Raw genomic sequence first — 13,295 nt, 5'->3', positions numbered from 1 at the left:
CATGTAGCCCCCGAAGATCGCTCACATGCGTGACGACCCCGCCCCGGCCCGCTCCCTAGCGTCGTCACCGTGGAAGCAACCATCGAAGTCTCCGGCCTGCGCAAGCGGTACGGCTCACACCAGGCCCTGGACGGGATGACCTTCACCGTCCACCCCGGCCACGTCACGGGCTTCGTCGGCCCGAACGGCGCGGGCAAGTCCACCACCATGCGCGTGGTGCTCGGCCTGGACGCCCCCGACGAGGGCCACGCCCTGGTGGGCGGGCGCCCGTACGCGACCCTGCGCACCCCGCTCCGGCACGTCGGCGCGCTGCTGGACGCGGCCGCCCTCCAGCCGGGCCGCACCGGCCGCCACCACCTCCTCTGGCTCGCCCACTCCCAGGGCCTCGGCGCCCGCCGGGTGGACGAGGTGCTGGAGCTGGCCGGGCTCGGCGCGGCGGCCCGCCGCCGGGCCGGCGGCTACTCGCTCGGCATGCGCCAGCGGCTCGGCATCGCCGCTGCGATGCTCGGCGACCCGCCGGTGCTGCTGCTGGACGAGCCGTTCAACGGCCTCGACCCCGAGGGCATCGTGTGGATGCGCGGCCTGCTCCGCGCCCTGGCCGCCGAGGGGCGGGCGGTGCTGGTCTCCAGCCACCTGATGAGCGAGTTGGAGGACACCGCCGGGCACCTCGTGGTGGCGGGACGGGGGCGGGTGGTGGCGGACACGAGCGTGGCCGACCTCATCGCCCGCGCCTCCGGCGGCCGGGTACGCCTGCGCACGACCGCCCGCGAGGCGGCCATGCGCGCCCTGGCCGAGGCCGGAGCCACGGTGACCGTGCAGGACCGGGAGACGCTCACCGTGGACGGGCTGGCCGCCGAGCAGGTCGTCCGGCTGCTGGCGGCGCGCGAGGTGCCGTTCGCGGAGGTGGCCGCGCACCGGGCCACGCTGGAGGCGGCGTACCTGGATCTGACCAGGGACGACGTCGAGTACCGAGGGGCGGCCCGATGACCGCGACCGCCCCCTACCGCTCGCCGCTCGGCACCGCCGGGCGCGACGGGTTCGCACGGCTCGTCCACGCCGAGTGGACCAAGTTCCGCACCGTCCGTGGCGGGCCCGCGGGGCTGGTGCTCGCGGCGCTGCTCGTCGTCGGGCTCGGCCTGCTGTCGGCGGCCGGCAGCCACGCCTCCTGCTCGAAGGGGCCGGTCGAGGTGCCCTGCCCGGTCCCGCCGCGCGGCCCCGGCGGCGAGGCCGTCGAGGACAAGTTCTTCTTCGCCCACCAGCCGCTGCGCGGCGACGGCTCGATCACCGTGCGGGTGAGCGCGATGTCGGGCCGGATCCGCCTCCCCGACGCCGTCCCCGGGGTCAGGAACGTCGCCGCCGCCATGACCCCGTGGGCCAAGGCCGGCCTCATGATCAAGGCGAGCACCCGGCAGGGGGCCTCCTACGCCGCCGTCATGGTCACCGCCGAGCACGGCGTCCGCATGCAGCACGACTTCACCGAGGACGTCGCCGGGCTGCCCGGCAAGGTCACCCCGTCCACCCCCCGCTGGCTGCGCCTCACGCGGGCGGGCGACACCGTGACCGGCGAGGAGTCGGCCGACGGCGTCCGGTGGACGAAGGTCGCCGCCGTCCGCCTGCCGGGGCTGCCGGAGCGAGCCCGCATCGGCCTGTTCGCCGCCTCCCCCGGCGACGTGCGGGTCAGCGGCAACGCCGTCGGCGGGTCCACCGTCACCTCCCGCTTCGCCGAGGTCACCGCCGTCATGGACCGGCTCGACGTACGCGGGGAGGGCACCGGCGGGGCGTTCACCCGAGACGACATCGGCGTCTCCTACGAGCTCGACGGCTCGCCGCACCACCCGGGCGGGTTCCGGGAGTCCGGCGGCACGTACACGATCACCGGCGTGGGCGACATCGCCCCCCTGACCGTCGGGAGCACCGTCGAGAACACCCTTGCAGGCGCGATGTTCGCGCTGGTCGCCGTGATCGTCGTGGGCGTGCTGTCCGTGACCTCCGAGTACCGGCGCGGGCTCATCCGCACGACGCTGCTGGCGAGCCCGCGGCGCGGACGGGTGCTCGTGGCCAAGGCCGTGGTGGTCCTCGCCGCGGCCTTCGCCGGGTCGCTCGCGGCCACCGCCGTCACGCTGCCGCTCGCCGGGCGCGTCCTCGCGGGCAACGGCGTCCACCTCCTGCCGGTGTCCGCGCTGACCGAGCTGCGGGTGGCCGCGGGCGTGGCGGGCGTGCTGGCGGTGAGCGCCGTGCTCGCCCTCGCGTTCGGCGCGCTGCTGCGGCGCGGCGCGGCCGGGGTCATCGCGGCCGTCGCCGCGGTCCTGGTGCCGTACGTGCTCGCGACCACGTCCGTGCTGCCCGAGCCGGTCGCGGACTGGCTGCTGCGGGTGACGCCCGCGGCGGGCTTCGCCGTCCAGCAGAGCATCCCCGAGTACCCGCAGGTGTTCGGTCATCACACGCCCGCGGGCGGCTTCTACCCGCTGCCGCCCTGGGCCGGGTTCGCCGTGCTCTGCGGGTACGCCGCCCTCGTGCTCGCCCTCGCCGTACGCCGACTGAACAGGGAGGACGCGTGAGGCGGGCGACGATCGCGGAGTGGACGAAGCTCCGCACCGTGCCGGGCCCCGCCGGGCTGCTGGCCGGGACGGTCGTGCTGACCGTCGCCCTGGGCGCGCTCACGGCCACGGTCGTCCGCTGCGAGGCGGCCGGCTGCGGTCACGACGCCACCCGGCTGGCCCTGACCGGGGTGCAGCTCGGCCAGGCCCTGGTCGCCCTGCTGGCCGTGCTGGCGGTCTGCGGCGAGTACGGCAGCGGCATGATCCGCACCAGCCTGGCCGCGGTGCCGCGCAGGGGCGTGCTGCTGGCCGCCAAGGCCGCCGTCGTCACCGGCCCGGCGCTGGCCGCGGGGACCGTCGCGGTGCTCGGGTCGGTGCTGGCCGGGCGGCTGCTCCTGCCGGGCAGCGGCTTCACCCCGGAGCACGGCTACCCGCCGCTGTCGCTGCTCGACGGCCCCACCCTGCGCGCCGCCGCCGGGTCGGTGCTCTACTTCGGCCTGGTCGCGCTGCTCAGCGTGGGGATCGCGGTCGTCGTACGCGAGCCGGCCGCCGCCGCGGGGGTCGTGCTCGGCCTGCTCTACCTGTTCCCGCTGGCGGTGCGCCTGGTCGCCGACGAGGACGTCCAGCGGCTGCTCTGGACGGTGTCACCGGTGAACGCGGGCCTCGCCGTGCAGGCCACCACGGACGCCGCCGCGCTCCCGCTCACCCCGTGGGCCGGTCTCGGCGTCCTCGCCGCGTGGGCCGCCGCCGCCCTCGCCCTGGGCGCCCTGGCGCTGCGGCGGCGCGACGCCTGATGAGAACGCCTAGTCGGCCGCCGACTTCACCCGGGCGGTCAGCTTGCGGTGCGCGGCGGAGCGCAGCACGTCGTTCGCGCGGCTCACCGAGGCCGTCGGTGCCTCGGCCAGGTAGCCCTTGGCCTGCTTGAGCTTGAGCAGCCGGGTGACCGACTGGTCGAGGCGCCGCTCGCTGATGCGGCCCGACTTCACCGCCGCGAGCACCGCGTCGTAGGCCTTCGGCAGGTCGTTGGGCATGAGCAGCAGGTCGGCCCCGGCCAGCACGGCGCGCACGGCGATCTCGCCGTCGTTGTACTTCTGGCGCACCCCGGCCATGTTGAGCGCGTCGGTGGAGATCACGCCGTCGTAGCCGAGCTTCTGCCGCAGCAGCCCGGTCAGGATCGGCTTGGACAGCGTCGCCGGGTCGCCCGACGGGTCGAGCTTGGGGAAGACGATGTGGGCGCTCATGACCGCGTCCACCCCGGCCCCGATCGCGGCCTTGAACGGCGGCGCGTCGATGCGCTCCCACTCGGCCCTGGTGTGCTTGATCACCGGCAGGCCGGTGTGGCTGTCCACCGAGGTGTCGCCGTGGCCCGGGAAGTGCTTGGCGGTGGCCGCCACGTCCGCGTCGGCGAACCCCTTCACCGACGCGGCCACCATCTTGGCCACCCGCTGCGGGTCCTTGCCGAACGCCCGCGACCCGATGACCGGGTTGCGCGGGTCGATGTTGACGTCGGCCACCGGCGCGAAGTCGAGGTTGACGCCGAGCGCCCGCAGCTCCGCGCCGGTCGCCGCGGCGACCTTGCGCGCCCACGCCGGGTCCCCGGTCGCGCCGATCACGGACGCCCCGGGGAAGTCGGTCATGAGCGCCGACATGCGCGAGACCAGGCCGTTCTCCTGGTCGGTGCCGATGAGCAGCGGGACCTCCTTCGAGGCCCGCTGCAGGCCGTTGGTCAGGCCGACGACCTGGGAGACGCCCTTGACGTTGTGCGGGAACAGGATCACGCCGCCCAGGTGGTAGCGGGCGATCACCTTGGCCGGGGTCGGGGCGCCGTAGCGGGCCTGGTTCTCGCCGGAGGAGGAGGCGGCCGTGGTGCCGTAGAGGACCGGCATGAAGAGCTGGCCGACCTTCTCCTCGACGCTGAGCCCGGCCAGGGCCCGCGCGACCGGGTCGGACTGCGACGCGGACGGGCTCGGGCTCGGGCTCGCGCTCGGGGCGGGCGGGGCGGCCTTCCCTCCCGTCGGGGTCGCTCCCGCCGTGCCGCCGCCTCCGGCACACGCGGTGAGAGCGATCACGAGCAGGCCCGTCGTACCGAGTCGTCGTCGCAGCATGACTCCAAAGGTATCCAGAATCTAGACACCGAGACGCCCGAGCGCGGGCAGGTACGCCCGGGCCGCGGCCCGCGCCTCCACCGCCGTGACCGCGTCCCGCGCGGCCTCGGCGGCCAGCCGGCACTCGTCGAAGGTGTGCGCGGCCAGCGCGGCCCGTACGGCGGGCAGCGCCCCGGCCCCCATCGACAGCGTGGTGACGCCGAGCCCGACGAGCACGCAGGCCATGGCGGGATCGGCGGCCGACTCGCCGCAGATGCCGCACGCCTTGCCCGCCTCCCGCGCGGCCGTCGCGGTCAGCGCGACCAGGTCGAGCAGTGCGGGCTGCCACGGGTCCTGCAGCGCGCTCACCGCGCCGAGCTGGCGGTCGGCGGCGAAGGCGTACTGGGACAGGTCGTTGGTGCCGATCGAGACGAAGTCCACCGCGCTCAGCAGGTCGCCGGCGCGCAGCGCGGCCGACGGGACCTCGATCATCACGCCGGCCTGCGCGATCCCGCGCGAGCGGCACGCGCGCGTGAACCACTCGGCCTCCTCGGCCGTGGCCACCATCGGCGCCATCACCATGAGGTCGCCGGCCGCGGCGAGCGCGTCGAGCTGCGCCTCCATCACCTGCGGGAACCGGCGGAACACGCGCACCCCGCGCTCGCCCAGCGCCGGGTTCGGCTCGGGCGGGACCGGCAGGAACGCCAGCGCCTTGTCCGCGCCCGCGTCGAGCGTGCGCACGATCACCTTGCCGCCGGGGAACGCCCGCGCCGCCTCCCGGTAGGCCGGCGCCTGCTCCTCGGCCGTGGGAGCCTCGGTGCGGTTCATGAACAGGAACTCGGTCCGGTAGAGCCCGACGCCCTCGGCGCCCGCGGCGACGGCCGCGTCCAGCTCGGCGGGGCCGCCGATGTTGGCGAGCAGCGGCACCGGATGGCCGTCGGAGGTCCGGCCCGGCCCTTCGGCCTGCGCGTACGCGGCCCGGCGCACGGCGTTCGCGCTGACCGCCTCGGCGACGTCGGCCTCGGCCGGCGCGACGCGTACCTCGCCCGAGGTGCCGTCGGCCAGCACGCGCGCCCCCGGCCTGATGGCGGTCGCGCCGGGGCAGGCGACGACGGCGGGCACGCCGAGCGCCCTCGCCAGGATCGCCGTGTGGCTGGTGGGGCCGCCCTCCTCGGTGACGAAGGCGGCCACGTGCTCGCGCACCAGCAGCGCGGTGTCGGCCGGCGCGAGATCGCGGGCGACCAGCACGTACGGCTCCGCCGGCGCGCCCTGGAGGCTCGGCATCGCGATGCCGTAGAGCACCGCGATCACCCGGTCCCTGACGTCGTCGAGGTCGGCGGCCCGCTCGCCGAGATAGCCGCCGGACCCGGCGAGCACCTCCCGGTAGCGGGCGAACGCCTCGTAGACGGCTCTCGGGGCGGCCAGGCCGCGCTCGATCAGCGAGCGCACCCGCACGACCAGGCCGGGGTCCTCGGCCATCAGCGCCTGGGCGACCAGGATCTCCTCGGCCTCGCCGCCCGCACGGTGGCCGCGCGCCTCCAGCTCGCCCGCGACCTGCGTGAGCGCGGTGATCGCGCGCTCCTTCTCCTGCTCCGCCTCGCCGGTGTACGTTGCGCCCTCGGGGGGTTCGGGCACCGAGACGGAGAGCACATAAGCGGGGCCGTGCCCGAAGCCCGGGCTGACCCCCACCCCCCGCAGGTTCATGGCGTGCCGGCGATCTCGGCCAGCTCGTCGAGGACGTCTTCCGAGCCCTCGCCCTCCGCGCTGATCACCACGGTCTCGCCCTGGCGGACGTCCAGCGCCATGATGGCGAGGATGCTCTTGCCGCTGACCGGGGCCTTGGCACTGTTCATCTTCGCCACCGTGATGTCCATCGGGGCCTTCATGGCCCTCTGGACGAACGTCGCCGCGGGACGGGCGTGCAACCCCACCTCCGCCGCCACGGTGACCTTGCGCTCACCCATCGACTCCTCCTTCTGCCGGTCCGGACCAGTGGCCGGACGCGCGTGCGATGAACCCGCCGACCGGGGGGCAAAATCGGCGGCGTGCCTATTGTGTCGCTTTCCCGGCAGCCGCGGTCCCAAAGGTCAGTCCCATCGGAAGAGCTCATCCCCCACATGCACTGCCCCCTCGGCGACGCCCGTCACCGCCCCGTTCGTCGCGTCGAGCGCCACCACGGGGCAGACCGGCGAGCGGCCGCCCGCCTCGACGGCCGCCGGGTCCCACGCGACGACCGGCTGCCCGGCGCTGACCCGGTCGCCCTCCGCGGCCAGCAGCCGGAAGCCCCGGCCCTTGAGCTGGACCGTGTCGATGCCCAGGTGCACCAGCACGCCCTTGCCGTCGTCGCCGACGATGACGTACGCGTGCGGATGCAGTTTCATGATTTTTCCCGCTATGGGGGCCACGGCCTTGCCTGGCCCCCGCAGCGGGTCGATGGCCGTTCCCGGACCGACCAGGCCCGCGGAGAACACCGGGTCGGGCACGGCTGCCAGCCCCACGGCCGCCCCCTCGACCGGGGCGAGAACAGTCGTCATGGTCCTCGCCCTTAGCCGATGATGTCCTCGATGTCGCTGGCTATGGTGTCCGCCTCCGGCCCGACGACGACCTGGACCACGTTGCCCGCGGCCATGACGCCGTGCGCGCCCGCCGCCCGCAACGCGGCCTGGTCGACCTTGGTCGCGTCGTGCACCTCTGTCCGCAACCGGGTGATGCAGGGCTCGATCTCGATGATGTTGTCGGCCCCGCCGAGCCCGGCGATGATCGCGTTCACATCCGCCGCCATCCGGCCTCCCTAGCTCTTGCCGACCAGGCTAGATCAGTCCGTCTGGGTGACCTTGTTCAGACCGCGCGGCGCGTCGGGGTCGACGCCGAGCCGCCTGGCCAGCGCCTCGGTGAGCAGCTGCCCCGGCACGATGAGGCCCATCGGGGCCACCCACTCGGGCAGGTCGGGACCGTTGAGCGCGGCCGTGCCGGCCCGCGCCAGCCCCTCGCCGCCACCGATCGTGTACGCCGCCGCCCCCGCGGCCACCACCCGCTCGGCCAGCGCCACCGTGCCGGGCAGCGTCGGGCTGTTCTCGGCGGCGACCAGCAGCGCCGGGGTGTCGGCGTCGACCACGGCGATGGGGCCGTGCAGCAGGTCGGCGTAGGACAGGCCCATGGCGTGCAGGTAGCAGGCCTCCTTGAGCTTGAGCGCGGTCTCCAGCGCGGTCGAGAACGCCAGGCCGCGCCCGGAGACCACCACGCCCGGCTTGTCCTGCAGCCCCTCGACCACGGCGTCCAGGTCGCCGGGCTCGTCGAGCAGCTTCTCCACCGCGTCGGGGACTCGCCGCAGGTCGTCCTGGTCCACGTCCGCGCCGAGGCCGAGGGCCAGCACGGCGAGCGCGGCGAGCTGCGTGGTGTACGTCTTGGTCGCGGGGACGGCCTTCTCCTCCCCCGCCTCGGTGCACAGCGCCACGTCGGCGGCCTGCGCGAGCGGGCTGTCCGCGCCGCCGTTGGTGACGCCGACGGTCGCCGCCCCGCAGTCCTTGGCCCAGGCCAGCGTCTCCACGATCTCCTCGGTGCGTCCCGACTGGGAGATGGCCACGGCCAGCACGCCGTCGAGGTCGAGCTTGCGCCGGTAGGTGGTGGCGATCGACGGCGCGGCCAGGGCGGAGAGCCGCCCGGCGTGCGCTTCGACCAGGTAGCGGCCGTAAACTGCTGCGTTGTCGGAGGTGCCACGCGCGATGAACAGCAGCTGGCGGGTGCGTTCGCCCACCGCTCTCACCTCGCCGATCCTGGGGAGCAGGGAGTCCAATGTGGCCCGCAGCGCGGCCGGCTGCTCGGCGATCTCGCTGCGCATCTTCGTGGTCATCGGTGGGCTCATCCTTCAACTCGTACCGGATCGGGCTTGACCGCCTTTTGCGACCTGTGGTCTAGTCCGGACTAGACCAGTACGAACCATAGCCCATCACATGGAACGGAACGAGGGGAGGATCCCGTGGCCCACATCGACCCGGACAGCCCGGTGCCCAAATACTTCCAGCTCCGCGAGATCCTGCTGGACCTCATCGACAGCAACGAGCTCAGCATCGGCGCGGCCATCCCGTCCGAGCGTGAGCTGTGCCAGCGTTTCGGCCTGTCCAGGATGACCGTCCGGCAGGCCGTCGACCACCTCGTCTCGGAGGGCCGGCTGCACCGGGTGCCGGGCAAGGGCACGTTCGTGGCCCGGCCGAAGATCGAGCTGGCGCTGCAGCTCACCTCGTTCAGCGACGACATGCGGGCCCGCGGCATGGTGCCCGGCTCGCGCGACCTCGACCGGCGCATCGTGCGCGCCAGCGCCCACCTGGCCAAGGAGCTCGGCATCCAGCCGGGCGAGGAGGTGCACTTCATCGAGCGCCTGCGCACCGCCGACGGCGAGCCGCTGTCCATCGAGCGGGCGCACATCCCGGTCAAGCTCGCCCCCGGCCTGGCCGAGCACGATCTGTCGGACAAATCGCTCTACGAGCTGCTGGAGAGCCGCTACGGTCTCGTCATGGACGCCGGTGAGCTCACCATCGACGGCGGCATCGCCGATCCGAGCGACGCCGACCTGCTGAAGCTGCCGCGCGGCGGGGCCGTGCTGCTGCTCCAGCGCCGGTCGTTCTCCGGCGGCGTCTGCGCGGAGCTGGGCGTGTCCACCTACCGCGCCGACCGCTACCAGCTCCGCACCATGCTCGAGATGCCCGTACGACGGGGCTGACGCCCCCAGAGCTCCCCAGGCTGCCGGAAGCCCGGTGCTCCCACCCCCGGAGGAACGCCCGGTGAACGAGACCGCCGCCGCCCGGCCCTCGCCGTTCGCGCGCGTCATGTCCGTGCTGCAGCGGATGGGCCGCTCGCTCATGCTGCCCATCGCCGCCCTGCCCGCCGCCGCCCTGCTGCTGCGTTTCGGCCAGCCCGACATGCTCGGCTCGAACGGCGCCGAGCCCGGCGGCCTGGCCGACGTCGCCGGCCTGTCCTGGATGGGCGCGGTCGCCGAGGTGCTGGCGGCGGCCGGCGGCGCGCTGTTCGAGAACCTGCCGCTGCTGTTCGCCGTGGGCGTCGCGATCGGCTTCGCGCGCAAGTCCGACGGCTCCACGGCGCTCGCCGCCGTGGTCGGCTACCTGGTCTTCGACCGGGTCACCAAGGTCATGTTCTTCGGCTCCGACATCAGGGACACCGTCTCGATCAAGGAGCTCCAGGCACAGGGCGGCGTACGGGAGATCATCAACTACGGCATGCAGAACCCCACGCGGGTGCTCGGCGGCGTCGTGATGGGCCTGGTCGCGGCGCTGCTCTGGCAGCGCTTCCACCGGATCAAGCTGCCCACCTGGCTGGCGTTCTTCGGCGGGCGGCGGTTCGTCCCGATCATCACCTCCATCGTGGCGCTGCTCATCGGCGTGCTCTTCGGCTGGCTGTGGCCGGTCATCGGCGAGTGGTTCCGGCACGCCGGCGAGGCCCTGACCGCGCTCGGCCCGGTCGGCACCGGCATCTACGGCCTCGTCAACCGCCTGCTCATCCCCCTCGGCCTGCACCACTTCGTCAACTCCGTGGTCTGGTACGTCGTCCCGCAGTGCGAGGTCAACGGCCATGTCCTGGTCGGCGACTGGAACTGCTACTTCGGCGGCGCCCCGCAGTCCGGGCAGTTCATGGCGGGCTTCTTCCCGGTCATGATGTTCGCGCTGCCCGCCGCCGCGCTCGCCATGTGGCGGGCCGCCCCCAGGCACCGGCGGGCCACGGTGGGCGGCATCATGCTGTCGGCGGCGCTGGCGTCGTTCGTCACCGGCATCACCGAGCCGATCGAGTTCGCCTTCATCTTCGTGGCGCCGCTCCTGCTCGTGGTGCACGCGCTGCTGACCGGCCTGGCGATGGCGCTGACCACGCTGATCGGCGGGCAGCTCGGCTTCGGCTTCTCCGCGGGCCTGCTCGACATGCTGCTCAACGCCAGCAAGTCCAACACCCAGAACGTGCCCGGCATCCTCCTGCTGGGCCTGGTCTACGGCGTGGTCTACTACGCCGTGTTCACGTTCCTGATCCGCAGGCTCGACATCATGACCCCGGGCCGCGAGCCCGAACCGGACGTCGATTCCGGCGAGACGTGAAATGTCGGCCGTGACTGCCAGGATGACGCAATGATCTTCGACTGGCTCTCGGAGGAGAGCTACCCCCTGCTCGCGGGCTCCTACGGGCTCACCTACGTCCGCGACCTGACGCCGGAGCAGGTGACCGCCCGGCTGGGCGGCCGGCCGGAGGAGCTCGTGCCCATGACGCTCAAGGAGCTGGAGACCGAGGCCGGCCGCAGGTTCCACGACCGCGGCCACTTCTTCGGCCTCACGGCGATCGGCGACTGGACGATCGTCGTCGAGACCCTCGGCGACCTCGCCTGGTCGGAGGAGATCCTGGCGCCGCTGTCGGCCGGCACCCGCGTGGTCTCCCACGCCTACCTCGACGTCAAGGGCCTGGACAACTTCCTCTGGTTCGAGGACGGGCGGCTCCGCTTCGCCTTCTACCCGCAGGAGGGCTACACCGAGGAGGTGCCCGACGAACTGGCCGCCGTCATGCGTGAGATCGAGACCGGCCACTGGCACCTCGATCCGCACGACGGGCCCGCCTTCATCCTGGCCGAGCACCTGACCGGCATCACGCTGACGCCGCAGCTCGTCCAGGACGCCGCCTACCGCTGCGCCTTCGTCCCGCGCCCTCTGCCCTCCCTGGTCACCTGATCCGTTTTCTGCCGATGCCGCAGTGGTAGGAACACCCCGATCCCCCGCAGACCGACCAGCGAGCGGGGGTGGCGATGACGGCCGTCGGCTCCGGCAAGCGCCCCTTCAGCTCGGCCCTCGCCGTGCTGCAGCGCATCGGTCGCTCGCTCATGCTGCCCATCGCCGTCCTGCCCGCCGCCGGCCTGCTCTTCCGCTTCGGCCAGGACGACCTGCTCGGCGCCGTGCCCGCTCTGGCGCCGCTCGCGCGGGTCCTCGCCGCCGCCGGCGGCGCCCTGTTCGAGAACCTGCCCCTGCTGTTCGCCGTCGGCGTGGCCATCGGCTTCGCGCGCAAGTCCGACGGCTCCACCGCCCTCGCCGCCCTGGTCGGCTACCTGGTCTTCGACCGCGTCACCAGGACGCTGTTCTTCGACGCGGGCGAGGGCGCCGTGTACGACGAGGTCCTGCTCGTCCTCCGTGACGGCACCCGCACGATCGACGCCGGCGCCCAGAACCCGACCGGGGTCCTCGGCGGCATCGTCATCGGCCTCACAGCCGCCCTGCTCTGGCAGCGCTTCCACCGGGTGAAGCTGCCCGCCTGGCTCGCCTTCTTCGGCGGCCGGCGCTCGGTCCCCATCGTCACCGCCGTCGCCGCGCTGCTGCTCGGCGTCGTCTTCGGCCTGCTGTGGCGGCCGGTCGGCGACTGGCTGGCCGGGGCCGGCGACTGGCTGTCCGTCCACGGCGCGGCCGGAGCGGGCATCTACGGCGTCGCCAACCGCCTGCTCATCCCCGTGGGCCTGCACCACTTCCTCAACACCATCGTCTGGTTCACGCTGCCGGACTGCCGGGCCGGCGTGCGCGGCGCGACCCGGGACGCCGACGGCGACCTCAACTGCTACTTCGCCGGCGAGCAGGGCGCGGGCGTCTTCATGACCGGTTTCTTCCCCGTCATGATGTTCGGGCTGCTCGGGGCGGCCGTCGCCATGTGGCGCGCGGCCCCGCCGGAGCGCCGCCCGGCGGTCGGCGGCATCCTGCTGTCGGCCGGGCTCACGTCCTTCGTCACCGGGATCACCGAGCCGCTGGAGTTCGCGTTCATCTTCGTCGCGCCCGTGCTGTTCGCCGTGCACGCGCTGCTCACGGGCGTGTCGATGGCGCTCATGGCCGAGCTGGGGGCGCGGCTGGGGTTCACGTTCTCCGGCGGCGCGATCGACCTGCTCCTCAACGCCGGCAAGTCGAACACGCACGGCCTCGGGCTCATCCTCGGGTTCGGGGTCGCGTACTTCGTCCTCTATTACGCGCTTTTCGCCGTGCTCATCCGTGCCCTGAACCTGCCCACCCCGGGCCGCGAGGTTACGGACACCCCTTAGCTCCGGCCGTCTCCGTCCGGAACCGGGGGCCCACCGCACCAGCTTCCGGCGCCCTTCCCGGGCGAACCCGGACGTTGCCCGGCACGTACGCGAGAAGCTGGCGCGGCACGTACAACCGAGCCGGACCGAAAACTCCTGAAGGCGTTTCCCGCGAGAAGGAGGACCCGTGTCGGCAGCCCCCCACATCCCGTACACCGACGGCGCCCTGGCCCTCAGCCCCATGATCTGGGGGCCGCCGGGCGCGGCCCCCGACGAACGCCGCCTGCGCCACCTCGGCCAGGCCCTCGCCGAGGTGCTGGCCGGTTGCCGCTCCCCCGAGACGCTGGCCGACCAGCTCACCGGCCGCGCCTACCGGCACCTCACGGGGACCGGCCTGCTGTTCAGCACCGGCCGTGCCCCGTTCGTCCGCCGGGTCCACGTGACGGAGCCGCGCGAGGGCGTCATCGAGATGTGCGTGATCGTACGCTGCGGCGAACGCGACCGCGTCCTCGCCGTCCGCCTCGAACGCCACGGCGTCCACTGGCTCTGCACCGACGTCGAGACCGCCTGAGACCGTCCCCGGACGACGGAAGGACCCCCGCCCGTCGGGGCGGAGGTCCTTCCGTCACGTCAGCG

At 73.7% G+C, this 13,295-nt stretch carries 14 protein-coding genes; 8 read left to right on the top strand and 6 right to left on the bottom strand.

The features are described 5' to 3' along the window. The first annotated feature begins 69 nt into the window (after positions 1-69). From ACBR40_RS28940 to ACBR40_RS28930, 3 genes are read left to right on the top strand one after another with little or no spacing between them, the layout of a single operon-like run. Positions 70-987 (top strand): ATP-binding cassette domain-containing protein, encoded by a 918-nt coding sequence (locus tag ACBR40_RS28940; protein ID WP_371250800.1) that lies wholly within the window; start codon positions 70-72, stop codon positions 985-987. Further along, positions 984-2,558, top strand: coding sequence for an ABC transporter permease subunit (locus ACBR40_RS28935; RefSeq protein WP_371250799.1), 1,575 nt, complete (start codon positions 984-986; stop codon positions 2,556-2,558). Before ACBR40_RS28940 ends, ACBR40_RS28935 begins: the two co-directional genes overlap by 4 nt. After that, positions 2,555-3,331 (top strand): ABC transporter permease subunit, encoded by a 777-nt coding sequence (locus ACBR40_RS28930; protein WP_371250798.1) that lies wholly within the window; start codon positions 2,555-2,557, stop codon positions 3,329-3,331. The genes ACBR40_RS28935 and ACBR40_RS28930 overlap by 4 nt, the downstream gene beginning before the upstream one ends. A gap of 9 nt (positions 3,332-3,340) precedes the next feature. On the opposite strand, the gene nagZ is transcribed toward ACBR40_RS28930, so the two are convergent. From nagZ to ACBR40_RS28900, 6 genes are all read right to left on the bottom strand, one after another. Continuing rightward, the gene (gene nagZ / locus ACBR40_RS28925; RefSeq protein ID WP_371250797.1) at positions 3,341-4,642 is read right to left on the bottom strand and encodes a beta-N-acetylhexosaminidase; all 1,302 of its coding nucleotides are present in this window, start codon (positions 4,640-4,642) and stop codon (positions 3,341-3,343) included. Positions 4,643-4,663: 21 nt separating this feature from the next. Then, entirely contained in the window at positions 4,664-6,325 is a 1,662-nt protein-coding gene (gene ptsP, locus ACBR40_RS28920; RefSeq protein WP_371250796.1) for a phosphoenolpyruvate--protein phosphotransferase, read from the bottom strand. Continuing rightward, a complete protein-coding gene (locus ACBR40_RS28915; protein WP_329584642.1) occupies positions 6,322-6,585 on the bottom strand; it encodes an HPr family phosphocarrier protein in 264 nt (87 codons plus the stop codon). Before ACBR40_RS28915 ends, ptsP begins: the two co-directional genes overlap by 4 nt. 123 nt (positions 6,586-6,708) lie before the next feature. Next, on the bottom strand, positions 6,709-7,155 hold the full coding sequence (locus tag ACBR40_RS28910) for a PTS glucose transporter subunit IIA (RefSeq protein WP_329584643.1): 447 nt from the start codon (positions 7,153-7,155) through the stop codon (positions 6,709-6,711). A gap of 11 nt (positions 7,156-7,166) precedes the next feature. Further along, positions 7,167-7,403 (bottom strand): glucose PTS transporter subunit EIIB, encoded by a 237-nt coding sequence (locus ACBR40_RS28905; RefSeq protein WP_020541384.1) that lies wholly within the window; start codon positions 7,401-7,403, stop codon positions 7,167-7,169. Between the two features lie 33 nt (positions 7,404-7,436). Then, the gene (locus ACBR40_RS28900; RefSeq protein WP_344210163.1) at positions 7,437-8,471 is read right to left on the bottom strand and encodes an SIS domain-containing protein; all 1,035 of its coding nucleotides are present in this window, start codon (positions 8,469-8,471) and stop codon (positions 7,437-7,439) included. Positions 8,472-8,597: 126 nt separating this feature from the next. Between ACBR40_RS28900 and ACBR40_RS28895 the strand changes: the two genes are divergently transcribed. The 5 genes from ACBR40_RS28895 to ACBR40_RS28875 all read left to right on the top strand — a co-directional run bounded on the left by ACBR40_RS28895 (position 8,598) and on the right by ACBR40_RS28875 (position 13,230). Continuing rightward, positions 8,598-9,338 carry a GntR family transcriptional regulator gene (locus tag ACBR40_RS28895; protein ID WP_344210165.1) on the top strand — a complete coding sequence of 247 codons (741 nt, stop codon included), beginning with the start codon at positions 8,598-8,600 and terminating at the stop codon, positions 9,336-9,338. A 61-nt stretch (positions 9,339-9,399) separates the two neighbouring features. After that, positions 9,400-10,716 (top strand): PTS transporter subunit EIIC, encoded by a 1,317-nt coding sequence (locus tag ACBR40_RS28890; RefSeq protein ID WP_344210167.1) that lies wholly within the window; start codon positions 9,400-9,402, stop codon positions 10,714-10,716. A gap of 30 nt (positions 10,717-10,746) precedes the next feature. After that, positions 10,747-11,337, top strand: coding sequence for a DUF6461 domain-containing protein (locus tag ACBR40_RS28885; RefSeq protein ID WP_344210169.1), 591 nt, complete (start codon positions 10,747-10,749; stop codon positions 11,335-11,337). A 74-nt stretch (positions 11,338-11,411) separates the two neighbouring features. Next, the gene (locus ACBR40_RS28880) at positions 11,412-12,680 is read left to right on the top strand and encodes a PTS transporter subunit EIIC (protein WP_344210466.1); all 1,269 of its coding nucleotides are present in this window, start codon (positions 11,412-11,414) and stop codon (positions 12,678-12,680) included. Positions 12,681-12,846: 166 nt separating this feature from the next. Further along, positions 12,847-13,230 carry an Rv3235 family protein gene (locus ACBR40_RS28875; protein WP_344210171.1) on the top strand — a complete coding sequence of 128 codons (384 nt, stop codon included), beginning with the start codon at positions 12,847-12,849 and terminating at the stop codon, positions 13,228-13,230. The last annotated feature ends 65 nt before the right edge of the window (positions 13,231-13,295 follow it).

It is taken from the genome of Nonomuraea sp. AD125B, from assembly GCF_041402765.1.
Taxonomy (GTDB): domain Bacteria; phylum Actinomycetota; class Actinomycetes; order Streptosporangiales; family Streptosporangiaceae; genus Nonomuraea; species Nonomuraea bangladeshensis.
This window is presented reverse-complemented; position numbering and strand designations above follow the sequence as displayed.

Excerpts from the sequence above, each read along its gene's own strand:
- ACBR40_RS28880 (WP_344210466.1), top strand. The coding sequence starts at position 11,412 with ATGACGGCCGTCGGCTCCGGCAAGCGCCCCTTCAGCTCGGCCCTCGCC.
- ACBR40_RS28910 (WP_329584643.1), bottom strand. The coding sequence starts at position 7,155 with ATGACGACTGTTCTCGCCCCGGTCGAGGGGGCGGCCGTGGGGCTGGCA.
- ACBR40_RS28905 (WP_020541384.1), bottom strand. The coding sequence starts at position 7,403 with ATGGCGGCGGATGTGAACGCGATCATCGCCGGGCTCGGCGGGGCCGAC.
- ACBR40_RS28935 (WP_371250799.1), top strand. The coding sequence starts at position 984 with ATGACCGCGACCGCCCCCTACCGCTCGCCGCTCGGCACCGCCGGGCGC.
- ACBR40_RS28885 (WP_344210169.1), top strand. The coding sequence starts at position 10,747 with ATGATCTTCGACTGGCTCTCGGAGGAGAGCTACCCCCTGCTCGCGGGC.
- ptsP (WP_371250796.1), bottom strand. The coding sequence starts at position 6,325 with ATGAACCTGCGGGGGGTGGGGGTCAGCCCGGGCTTCGGGCACGGCCCC.
- nagZ (WP_371250797.1), bottom strand. The coding sequence starts at position 4,642 with ATGCTGCGACGACGACTCGGTACGACGGGCCTGCTCGTGATCGCTCTC.
- ACBR40_RS28915 (WP_329584642.1), bottom strand. The coding sequence starts at position 6,585 with ATGGGTGAGCGCAAGGTCACCGTGGCGGCGGAGGTGGGGTTGCACGCC.
- ACBR40_RS28900 (WP_344210163.1), bottom strand. The coding sequence starts at position 8,471 with ATGACCACGAAGATGCGCAGCGAGATCGCCGAGCAGCCGGCCGCGCTG.